Raw genomic sequence first — 11,433 nt, forward strand, 5'->3', positions numbered from 1 at the left:
TCGGTGGAGCTGCATGACAAAGTCATCGGGCATTATCTGAACATAAAACACTATCAATAAGTTGGAGTCATTACCCGCCAGCAACCGGAGCGTTTTTTCTCTGCCCCCGGAAGTTTTCATTATTCGAATGTACGCGGTGAAAGCTGGCAACATATTACCCGGCAAATTTGTGCGCAATTAGTCGCACAACACCATATTACCGCCGATGAAGCGCAACGGATCATCGCCCGCGAAGGCGAAGGTGAAAACCTGATTGTTAATCGCCTCGCCATCCCACATTACTGGAGCGAACAGGAGCGACGTTTTCGTGGATTTTTTATTACCCTCGCCCAATCAGTTGAGGTGAATAACGAAGTCATTAACCATGTTTTGATCGCCTGCGCCGCCGCCGATGCGCGTCATGAGCTAAAAATATTCAGCTATCTGGCAAGCGTATTGTGTCAGCATCCGGCAGAAGTTATTGCCGGGTTAACAGGATATGAGGCATTTATGGAGTTACTTCACAAGGGGTGAACTGTGTCGGATGCGCCGCATCCGACACTGCATTTATCATCAAAAACGTTTAACGCAGGCTATTATAGTCATCAACCATTTCGTTGTACTCGCGTAACGCTCGTGGAAATGAGTCTTCGACCATCCAGCTTGTGTTTGCATCCTGAAGATGCTCTTTATCCCAGTCAGAGTACGGGACTTTATCTCTGACGCGGCGAACATATTTTTTAGTCTCGAGTTGATACTGGTCTGCCGAATTAATGAACGAGAAATTCATACCGCCTTTATCCGCTTCTTTGGCCTGCGCTACCAGCGTTTCCAGTTCAGAGACTTTCTTCATTGCCGCATCAACATCAAACTTCTCTTGCGATATCAGGTTATTAATTTGTTTCGCTGAAATCATGACTGCCAGAGAGTAGTAGTGGAATGTTTTCCCTTCTCTTTCTTCAATATTTTTCAGTTCCGCAAGCTGGCGCTTATCATTAATTTCCTGAATCGCCGCATGATAAGATTCTGCTACAGGTTCAAAGGCTTCCAGATTTTTTAAGAATGTCTGGTGCAGCGTTTTCCCTTTCGCAAACGCATCGTCTTTATAATTTTCCTGGGTGTAATATTTATCCATTTCGTTAATGGTATTACCCAACGCCACGGCAGCATCAATATAACTCACCGCCACGCCATCAATAGGTTGCAGCGCAGGCGTTAACGCCACGACTCTTTTTATTCCTTTTTGACACTCAGAGAGATTGGATTCACTAATGCCGTAGATGCCATAAACAAGGCTCTCTTTACCCGTTGGCCCCTGTTTAAAATCTTTCAGCCAGTCAGCATAACGCGCCAGACTGTTCTGTACAGGGATCTGTAACTTGTTGTAGCACTTGATATAGACATCCATTTTTTCGTCGAAAACCGCTTGTTCATCGACCACCGGTTGCGCAGGTGTTTCAGGTTTAGCATCTGCTTTTGCAACGGGAGCTTCAGTAGGTTTCGCTTCAGGAGCTGGTGCGGCAGGTTGACTATTGGCAGGCGGGGGCGTTTCTGTTTCGGCTTTTTTATCATCACAACCCGTCAGACCGAGGGCCATGATGGCGACTATAATAGCGGAAGATAATAAATTCCTTTTCATTTAATTGCCTTATAAATATATAGATAAGAGAGTGAACATAATAAATGAAAAAAGAAAACGCCACTACACGCATTTTGTTTATAAATAAAATAATAAAATTCACGAAATGAATAAGTCCTGCAATTTAATATATATCGCAGGACTTATTTTAATTAATTGCTCAAACGCTGCGGATGGGTATAAACCGTTGCCCGACCCGGTTTACAAAAACCTACCAGTGTCAGATTACAGCGCTCAGCCACTTCTACAGCAAGCGTGGTCGCGGCAGACACCGCAAACAAAATCTCTACGCCGCACATCGCCGACTTTTGCACCATTTCATAACTGGCACGACTGGAAACCAGTACCGCACCTTGCTGCCAGCTTTCCCCTTCTTGTGACCGGCGGCCTAACAGTTTGTCCAGCGCCACATGGCGACCCACGTCTTCATGCCCGCCGACCAGTTCGCCAGATGGCAACATCCAGGCAGCGGCGTGAGTACAACCAGTCAGTTGCCCCACTGGCTGAAAATCGTTGAGATGACGTAATGCATCATCCAGTTTGTTGAGATCAAACGTCTGGGTGAACGGTAGCGGCTGCACCGGTTTTCCGATGTCATTAAGTTGCTCCACGCCGCATACGCCACAGCCCGTACGTCCCGCCAGCGCCCGGCGGCGCTCCTTCAACCCCATAAAGCGGCGGCTGGAAAGCTCAATTTGTACTTCAAGACCATTACAGGAAGGAACGACATCCATGCCGAAGATATCGCGCGGACTTTCTATTATCCCCTCGGAAAGCGAAAAACCGAGCGCAAAGTACTCAAGGTCTTTGGGCGACGCCATCATCACCACATGCGAAATGCCGTTGTAGACCAGCGCAACGGGAACTTCTTCCGCGACCTCATCTAACCGTGGGTGTTGTAAATCATCACGCCGCCATAACTCAATTTGACGAACACCTGTGATATTTGTCACATTTTCGATTTCTTTTTGCTGTGTTTTTTTCACTTTCTCTTAACCAGATAAGAACACACACACCAACATTATGGTATTCTGTTACAAACCCTTCCTGGATGGAGGGAAATTGAGCCAATTCTGGACCTTTGCGGCCCCTTCCGCAAAGAAAAATAACTCCCACTCCCTGCACACGCAGCAAGCGAATGTAAATGGGACGTGACAATGTCGAAACAAGGAGCAATCCATGCAGGTCAGCAGAAGGCAGTTCTTTAAGATCTGCGCTGGCGGTATGGCAGGCACCACGGCAGCGGCACTGGGTTTTGCACCCAGCGTAGCACTCGCGGAAACCCGGCAGTATAAACTGCTGCGCACCCGCGAAACCCGTAATACCTGCACCTATTGTTCCGTAGGCTGTGGGCTGTTGATGTACAGCCTCGGTGACGGAGCAAAAAACGCCAAAGCATCTATCTTCCATATCGAAGGCGATCCGGATCACCCGGTCAACCGCGGTGCACTTTGTCCGAAAGGCGCTGGCCTGGTGGATTTCATCCACTCCGAAAGCCGTCTGAAGTTTCCGGAATACCGTGCGCCAGGTTCTGATAAATGGCAGCAAATCAGTTGGGAAGAGGCGTTTGATCGCATCGCCAAACTGATGAAAGAAGACCGCGATGCTAACTACATTGCGCAAAACGCCGAAGGCGTGACTGTTAACCGCTGGCTCTCCACCGGGATGCTGTGTGCTTCCGCGTCGAGTAACGAAACCGGCTATTTAACGCAAAAATTCTCCCGCGCGCTGGGTATGCTCGCGGTCGACAACCAGGCGCGTGTCTGACACGGACCAACGGTAGCAAGTCTTGCTCCAACATTTGGTCGCGGTGCGATGACCAACCACTGGGTCGACATCAAGAACGCCAACCTCGTCGTGGTGATGGGCGGTAACGCCGCTGAAGCTCACCCGGTCGGGTTCCGCTGGGCGATGGAAGCCAAAATTCACAATGGCGCGAAGCTGATTGTGATCGATCCTCGCTTTACGCGTACGGCGGCGGTAGCTGACTACTATGCCCCTATTCGTTCCGGTACTGACATTGCTTTCCTGTCAGGCGTATTGCTGTACCTGCTGAACAATGAAAAATTCAACCGCGAATACACCGAAGCCTATACCAACGCCAGCCTGATCGTGCGTGAGGATTACGGCTTTGAAGATGGCCTGTTCACCGGCTACGACGCGGAAAAACGCAAGTACGATAAATCCTCCTGGACTTACGAACTGGACGAAAACGGCTTCGCCAAACGCGATACCACGCTGCAACATCCGCGCTGCGTGTGGAACTTGCTGAAACAGCACGTTTCCCGCTACACGCCAGATGTGGTTGAAAACATCTGTGGTACGCCAAAAGACGCGTTCCTGAAAGTCTGCGAATACATCGCAGAAACCAGTGCTCACGATAAAACTGCCTCGTTCCTGTATGCCCTCGGCTGGACGCAACACTCCGTTGGTGCGCAAAACATTCGTACGATGGCGATGATCCAGCTGCTGCTCGGCAACATGGGGATGGCAGGCGGCGGCGTTAACGCCCTGCGCGGTCACTCCAATATTCAGGGGCTGACGGACCTGGGCCTTCTGTCGCAGAGCCTGCCAGGTTACATGACGCTGCCAAGCGAGAAGCAGACCGATCTGCAAACCTACCTTACCGCCAACACGCCAAAACCGCTGCTGGAAGGCCAGGTAAACTACTGGGGCAACTACCCGAAATTCTTCGTCTCTATGATGAAGGCCTTCTTTGGTGATAAAGCGACGGCGGAAAATAGCTGGGGCTTTGACTGGTTGCCGAAGTGGGATAAAGGCTACGACGTCCTACAATACTTCGAGATGATGAAAGAGGGCAAGGTCAATGGCTATATCTGCCAGGGCTTTAACCCTGTTGCCTCATTCCCGAACAAAAACAAAGTGATCGGTTGTCTGTCGAAACTGAAGTTCCTCGTCACCATCGACCCGCTGAACACTGAAACCTCTAACTTCTGGCAGAACCACGGTGAGCTGAACGAAGTTGACTCGTCGAAGATCCAGACCGAAGTGTTCCGTCTGCCATCGACCTGCTTCGCGGAAGAGAACGGTTCAATCGTTAACTCAGGTCGCTGGTTGCAGTGGCACTGGAAAGGTGCGGACGCCCCGGGGATTGCGCTGACTGACGGCGAGATCCTCTCCGGTATCTTCCTGCGCTTGCGCAAGATGTATGCCGAACAGGGTGGCGCGAACCCGGACCAGGTGCTGAACATGACCTGGAACTACGCCATTCCGCATGAGCCGAAGTCGGAAGAAGTAGCGATGGAGAGCAACGGTAAGGCGCTGGCCGATATTACCGATCCGGCAACCGGTGCGGTTATCGTCAAGAAAGGCCAACAACTTAGCTCGTTCGCCCAACTGCGCGATGACGGTACAACCTCCTGTGGTTGCTGGATTTTCGCCGGTAGCTGGACGCCGGAAGGCAACCAGATGGCGCGTCGTGATAACGCCGATCCGTCTGGCCTCGGTAACACGCTGGGCTGGGCATGGGCATGGCCGCTTAACCGCCGCATTCTGTATAACCGCGCCTCCGCAGATCCGCAGGGTAACCCGTGGGATCCGAAGCGTCAGTTGCTGAAATGGGACGGCACTAAGTGGACCGGCTGGGATATTCCGGACTACAGCGCAGCGCCTCCGGGTAGCGGCGTCGGGCCGTTTATCATGCAGCAGGAAGGCATGGGGCGTCTGTTTGCCCTCGATAAGATGGCGGAAGGTCCGTTCCCGGAACACTACGAGCCGTTTGAAACGCCGCTGGGAACTAACCCGCTGCATCCAAACGTTATCTCGAACCCGGCTGCGCGAATCTTTAAAGACGACGCCGAAGCATTGGGTAAAGCCGATAAGTTCCCGTATGTCGGAACCACCTATCGTCTGACCGAGCACTTCCACTACTGGACCAAACACGCGCTGTTGAACGCGATTTTGCAACCAGAACAGTTTGTGGAAATCGGGGAGTCGCTGGCGAATAAACTTGGCATTGCCCAGGGCGATACCGTGAAAGTCTCCTCCAACCGTGGCTATATCAAAGCCAAAGCGGTGGTGACCAAACGTATTCGCACGCTGAAAGCGAACGGCAAAGATATCGATACCATCGGTATTCCGATTCACTGGGGCTATGAAGGCGTAGCTAAAAAAGGCTTTATTGCCAATACGTTAACGCCATTCGTTGGTGATGCAAACACGCAGACGCCGGAGTTTAAGTCCTTCCTTGTGAATGTGGAAAAGGTGTAACGGAGACGACATATGGCTTATCAATCTCAAGATATCATTCGTCGTTCCGCGACTAACGGTCTGACCCCCGCGCCTCAGGCGCGGGACTTCCAGGAAGAAGTGGCGAAACTCATCGACGTCACCACCTGTATCGGCTGTAAAGCCTGTCAGGTGGCGTGTTCAGAGTGGAACGACATTCGCGATACCGTCGGCAATAACATTGGGGTGTACGACAACCCCAATGATTTAAGTGCCAAATCGTGGACGGTGATGCGCTTCTCGGAAGTGGAGCAGAACGACAAACTGGAATGGCTGATCCGCAAAGACGGCTGTATGCACTGTTCCGATCCAGGCTGTCTGAAAGCGTGCCCGGCGGAAGGTGCAATTATTCAGTATGCCAACGGTATCGTCGACTTCCAGTCCGAGCAGTGCATTGGCTGCGGTTATTGCATTGCGGGCTGTCCGTTCGACATTCCGCGCCTCAACCCGGAAGACAACCGCGTCTACAAATGTACGCTGTGCGTTGACCGCGTGGTGGTTGGGCAAGAACCAGCCTGCGTGAAGACCTGCCCAACGGGCGCGATTCACTTCGGTACGAAAGAGTCGATGAAAACGCTGGCGAGCGAGCGCGTGGCGGAGCTGAAAACCCGCGGTTACGACAATGCGGGTCTGTACGATCCGGCAGGCGTCGGTGGTACACACGTTATGTACGTGCTGCACCATGCTGACAAGCCAAATCTGTATCATGGCTTGCCGGAGAACCCGGAAATCAGCGAAACCGTGAAATTCTGGAAAGGCATCTGGAAACCGCTCGCGGCTGTTGGCTTTGCGGCTACCTTTGCGGCCAGTATCTTCCACTACGTGGGTGTCGGTCCGAACCGTGCGGATGAGGAAGAGAATAATCTGCACGAAGAGAAAGACGAGGAGCGCAAATGAAACGACGTGACACCATCGTGCGCTACACCGCGCCGGAACGTATCAACCACTGGATCACCGCCTTCTGCTTCATCCTGGCGGCGGTGAGCGGGCTGGGCTTTTTGTTCCCGTCCTTCAACTGGTTGATGCAAATCATGGGCACACCGCAGTTGGCGCGAATTCTTCACCCGTTTGTCGGCGTGGTTATGTTTGCCTCGTTCATCATCATGTTTTTCCGTTACTGGCATCACAACCTAATCAATCGGGATGATATCTTTTGGGCGAAGAATATTCGTAAGATCGTCGTCAACGAGGAAGTAGGTGACACCGGGCGTTATAACTTCGGTCAGAAATGCGTTTTCTGGGCGGCGATTATTTTCCTGGTTCTGCTGCTGGTGAGCGGCGTGATTATCTGGCGTCCTTATTTTGCGCCTGCTTTCTCAATCCCGGTGATCCGATTCGCGTTAATGCTGCATTCATTTGCCGCAGTGGCGTTAATTGTGGTTATCATGGTGCATATCTACGCCGCCCTTTGGGTGAAAGGCACGATTACCGCCATGGTGGAAGGATGGGTTACCAGCGCCTGGGCGAAGAAACATCACCCGCGCTGGTACCGTGAGGTCCGCAAGACAACGGAAAAGAAAGCTGAATGAGTATTCGCATAATCCCGCAAGATGAGCTGGGTTCGAGCGAGAAACGTACGGCGGATATGATTCCGCCGTTATTGTTCCCTCGGCTCAAGAATTTATACAACCGCCGCGCCGAGCGTCTGCGCGAGCTGGCAGAAAATAATCCGCTGGGTGATTACCTGCGCTTTGCTGCGCTTATCGCCCACGCCCAGGAAGTGGTGCTGTACGACCATCCGCTGGAGATGGATCTGACTGCACGCATTAAAGAAGCCAGCGCACAAGGCAAGCCCCCGCTGGATATTCACGTTCTGCCGCGTGATAAGCACTGGCAAAAGCTGCTGATGGCGCTAATTGCTGAGCTGAAACCTGAAATGAGCGGCCCGGCGCTGGCAGTGATTGAGAATCTGGAGAAGGCATCGACTCAGGAGCTGGAAGATATGGCCAGCGCACTGTTTGCCTCTGATTTCTCATCCGTCAGTAGCGATAAAGCGCCGTTTATCTGGGCTGCACTGTCGCTCTACTGGGCGCAGATGGCCAATCTGATCCCCGGCAAAGCCCGCGCTGAATACGGCGAACAACGTCAATATTGCCCGGTATGTGGCTCTATGCCGGTGTCCAGCATGGTGCAAATTGGCACCACTCAGGGTCTGCGTTACCTGCACTGCAACCTGTGTGAAACTGAATGGCACGTAGTGCGCGTAAAATGCAGCAACTGTGAGCAGAGCGGCAAACTGCATTACTGGTCGCTGGATGACGAACAGGCCGCGATTAAAGCCGAAAGCTGCGATGACTGCGGCACTTACCTGAAAATTCTCTATCAGGAAAAAGAACCGAAAGTTGAAGCCGTGGCAGATGACCTCGCCTCTCTGGTACTGGACGCACGAATGGAGCAAGAAGGCTATGCCCGCAGTTCCATCAACCCGTTCCTGTTTCCGGGTGAAGGGGAGTAATCTCTGACGTTTTCCGGGTGGCGCTGGTCGCCCGGATTACAGCTCATAGGGTGTGACGACACCATCTCTCGTATTCCGCGTTACCACCTCAAGCTATGCCGCCAGTGCCTGTTTTGCCTCAATTTACCCACCCCCACATCAATAAGGTTATGGGTATGAGACTGATGATAAGCGTAAGATTGCCTGATGCGCCGCGCTTATTAGGCCTACCAATAAACTGCAATACATTGAATTTATACGACTTTGTAGGCCGGGTAAGACGTTCACGCCGCATCCGACATGAACAACGCACACGTTGTCAGCAATCTGATTGATATCATTTTTTCCCATTACCATTCCTCGCGCAGCTTACGCTGGTATTCGACACCATCTTCCTCACGCCCTTGCCATATGCCAAAAGCACTGGTTCTTACTGTTTGCGATTGATTTACCAAGTATTGATCTACCGCTTCCCGTAATAGCTCCGTACGAGGAAGATTACGCTGCACCTCAAGATCATCAAGTTGCTTAATCACCTCATTCGATAAATCGAGTATAATTCTGTCCATATCAATACCTGCCAGAGAGTTCATAAATATTTGACCAATATCATTTGATATCTATGGAGAGAAAAGTACCCTTGTCGAATCTTTAAAGAAAGCTCATTTACGCATCATTTTTTATTTTTGCGAGGCGTTTTCCAGATATGATGTAACAGTTGCAGTTATTATAAGTTCAAGTAAAACAGCCTTGTATTAATACCAGAATAAGGGCATCTGTTTTTTTATATTCAAGAATGAAAAATTTTTGTCATTCCTTATGCTCCTTACACTGATCATCAACACCAACTACCTCCCCCTTTTGCCTGCCTCCCTTTGCTTTACGTACCGGAAATTGCTGACGTTCCAGATATTGCTCTACCGCTTCGCGTAAAATTGCAGATCGTGAAACCTTACGCCAGCCCCGAAGCTTGTTCAGCCGTTTAATTGCCTCTTCTGATAAATGAAGAAAAACCGTATTCATCGCCATTACCACCACCTTACATATATTACTCATTAATGTATGTGCGAAAATTACGCCGGAAAATTAATTAACGAAAGCGGATTTCTGCATGTTGTTTTGTTTTTGCGAGACGTTTTCCAGAAATAATAAGAGCGTTGCAGTTGTTTCATTTGTTACTCAAAAATGGTTTAGTTATCGCCCAGGATGAGTTATGGGTGCTATGAATATATTATATTCAGGGATATTTATTTGCATAATCTGAATGGTGTAGCCGAAAAACGTCAGCATCCTAACAGCACCAGGATTTAAGGTGAAATTAATCTTCCATCACAGACCGGTCAGTACTGCCACCAACCGGTCTTTACTTGCTCATCGTTATAATTTTGTTGGTAACAGTTCGGGAAACAAGGAATTCCTTCCGGAACACCCCCGGCATCATCCGATAGCATTGACGTCAATCATCGGCTCGACGGTGAGTTTTTTTAATCGCATCATAGGGTGGCAACGTTCAGCACGATACGGGTCATAACAAAACTCCTGAGCAGCGGCACTATGCCGCTTTCACAGGAGTTCTGAATGCTGGTGCTTTCTGTATGGCTTCGCCATGCCCCTCGCGGCTAAGCGCCTGCACACATCTCTCTTTGTATTTCATTTTTGCAATGCATTGGCCGAATTCTGATAATCCTAATGAGTTTTACTCTTCAGACTCCCATCCCTACGGTATACGAGTTAGATTCATGAATGAAATCGACATGTTTAAAAAACGAATCTTGTAAAACATCCGTGTTGATATTACCTTGCAACCCAACATTGAATTTGTTAGAGACATGAAGAACTCTAATATCAAAAAGGTCTTTTAACATCATTAATTCTTCGGCTGTTAATGAATCGCAACTAAAATATCCCTGTTGATCAAAAAGATTTTCTATTTCTCCACTATCGGCGAGGCGTTTTTCAAAGAGTGTTTGCAACATCGAGTTGCCAAGGACAATGGATATCGTGCGATCTTTCGCAGATTTACACCCCATCACAACGGCAACATTCGTATCCCCCCCAGAAGTTTCATTTATCGCTGTCGCTAAAATGGTGGTCAAACACGCAAACGGAACTGTATTTCTTTCGTGATTTAATTTATCTACCAGTTCATTCCATTTATCAAAAGCCGGGCTATATTTGTTGCGCACAGAAATATCCGACTGGTTAAACAATTCAGCCATGCGATTTTTTATCATCTCGATATCCGGCGAACCAGAAAGACTTTGCGCATAATACGGTCCTGATGATGTTGCATACATTAAAGCCGCGCCCACACCTGTCGCCATGATGGGCGCAGCCACGGTTTTGGCAAGGGCGACGCTGCGATGGCTATGCGCTTCACAGGTTAAAGGAACATATTCCACTGACTGCGGTAATTCCTTACATGCCTCCCTCATCATTGCGGTATGCTTTACAAACAACGGTTTTTCACTGCCCAAAAAAACTTTCTGCTTAATTGCACTAAGAAAACGTAAATCAAAAATGATTGTTTTTGGTTTATTATTTTTTGGCACATTTCCTATTATCCCGCTAAGAACCTTTCTTGCTGCATGGAGATTTTTTTGCACAGCACATAACACAATTGACGAAGCCTTCTCTACTGCGTCATTGATTTTAATTTTAAAATCCGCATGATATACGTTGACGGGCAATACAAGTATGTCTGACGCTACATCTTTGGCTGAGTATTTATTGGTGATCGACGGCCGTGAATCCACGAGAAAACTTAGCTGCAAATTATGCTCTATATTACCAGCTGTTTTTGTGGTGTGATTAAACATAGAGATGCCACCTCTCATTCTTTCACACATATCCTCAACTTTTTCACTTCGTTCTTGTGGCAATTTGGCTTTAACGTTAATTTGATGATTTTTACCCGTGCATTCCTTAACTACAAGGGGAATGTTATCTAAAGTGCCATACAGGCTAATAACGTCACCAGGATTTTTATCATGTAAGTAAGTTTGATTAATACTCGAAGCATTCACAAAGAGGTCAATATTATAATTGTTTATAACTTCGGTGATGCTGCCAACTTACTGATTTAGTGTATGATGGTGTTTTTGAGGTGCTCCAGTGGCTTCTGTTTCTATCA

Annotated in this window: 10 protein-coding genes and 2 pseudogenes; 6 read left to right on the forward strand and 6 right to left on the reverse strand. The window is 49.2% G+C overall.

What is annotated here, in order from left to right; translation table 11 throughout:
* The coding region (locus OQV04_RS25240) for an IS1 family transposase (protein ID WP_071528444.1) at positions 1-60 on the forward strand (60 nt) is incomplete at its 5' end.
* A gap of 15 nt (positions 61-75) precedes the next feature.
* Positions 76-513: pseudogene (locus OQV04_RS21140) on the forward strand (PTS sugar transporter subunit IIA); the annotation flags it as partial.
* A 49-nt stretch (positions 514-562) separates the two neighbouring features.
* Here the strand turns inward: OQV04_RS21140 and OQV04_RS21145 are convergent.
* Positions 563-1,618, reverse strand: coding sequence for a YiiG family protein (locus tag OQV04_RS21145; RefSeq protein WP_032281931.1), 1,056 nt, complete (start codon positions 1,616-1,618; stop codon positions 563-565).
* A 152-nt stretch (positions 1,619-1,770) separates the two neighbouring features.
* Positions 1,771-2,604 carry a formate dehydrogenase accessory sulfurtransferase FdhD gene (fdhD, locus tag OQV04_RS21150; RefSeq protein ID WP_000753589.1) on the reverse strand — a complete coding sequence of 278 codons (834 nt, stop codon included), beginning with the start codon at positions 2,602-2,604 and terminating at the stop codon, positions 1,771-1,773.
* Positions 2,605-2,797: 193 nt separating this feature from the next.
* Between fdhD and fdnG the strand changes: the two genes are divergently transcribed.
* From fdnG to fdhE, 4 genes are read left to right on the forward strand one after another with little or no spacing between them, the layout of a single operon-like run.
* Positions 2,798-5,848, forward strand: coding sequence for a formate dehydrogenase-N subunit alpha (gene fdnG, locus OQV04_RS21155; protein ID WP_011310337.1), 3,051 nt, complete (start codon positions 2,798-2,800; stop codon positions 5,846-5,848).
* Positions 5,849-5,860: 12 nt separating this feature from the next.
* Positions 5,861-6,763, forward strand: a complete 903-nt coding sequence (fdoH, locus tag OQV04_RS21160) for a formate dehydrogenase O subunit beta (RefSeq protein WP_000331377.1) — start codon at positions 5,861-5,863, stop codon at positions 6,761-6,763.
* Positions 6,760-7,395: a formate dehydrogenase cytochrome b556 subunit gene (fdoI, locus tag OQV04_RS21165; protein ID WP_000829013.1), complete on the forward strand. Its 636-nt coding sequence runs from the start codon at positions 6,760-6,762 to the stop codon at positions 7,393-7,395. The genes fdoH and fdoI overlap by 4 nt, the downstream gene beginning before the upstream one ends.
* Positions 7,392-8,321: a formate dehydrogenase accessory protein FdhE gene (gene fdhE, locus OQV04_RS21170; protein ID WP_000027708.1), complete on the forward strand. Its 930-nt coding sequence runs from the start codon at positions 7,392-7,394 to the stop codon at positions 8,319-8,321. Before fdoI ends, fdhE begins: the two co-directional genes overlap by 4 nt.
* A gap of 329 nt (positions 8,322-8,650) precedes the next feature.
* Here the strand turns inward: fdhE and yiiF are convergent, their stop codons facing one another.
* From yiiF to OQV04_RS21190, 4 genes and pseudogenes are all read right to left on the reverse strand, one after another.
* On the reverse strand, positions 8,651-8,893 hold the full coding sequence (yiiF, locus tag OQV04_RS21175; RefSeq protein WP_032281930.1) for a protein YiiF: 243 nt from the start codon (positions 8,891-8,893) through the stop codon (positions 8,651-8,653).
* A 217-nt stretch (positions 8,894-9,110) separates the two neighbouring features.
* Positions 9,111-9,329: a CopG family transcriptional regulator gene (locus OQV04_RS21180; protein ID WP_001295676.1), complete on the reverse strand. Its 219-nt coding sequence runs from the start codon at positions 9,327-9,329 to the stop codon at positions 9,111-9,113.
* A 674-nt stretch (positions 9,330-10,003) separates the two neighbouring features.
* Positions 10,004-10,918 carry a transposase gene (locus tag OQV04_RS21185; RefSeq protein WP_077790038.1) on the reverse strand — a complete coding sequence of 305 codons (915 nt, stop codon included), beginning with the start codon at positions 10,916-10,918 and terminating at the stop codon, positions 10,004-10,006.
* Between the two features lie 12 nt (positions 10,919-10,930).
* A pseudogene (locus OQV04_RS21190) lies at positions 10,931-11,365 on the reverse strand (hypothetical protein); the annotation flags it as partial.
* Positions 11,366-11,433 lie beyond the last annotated feature (68 nt).

It is taken from the genome of Escherichia sp. Lx600-2 (genome assembly GCF_036662595.1).
GTDB lineage: Bacteria > Pseudomonadota > Gammaproteobacteria > Enterobacterales > Enterobacteriaceae > Escherichia > Escherichia coli.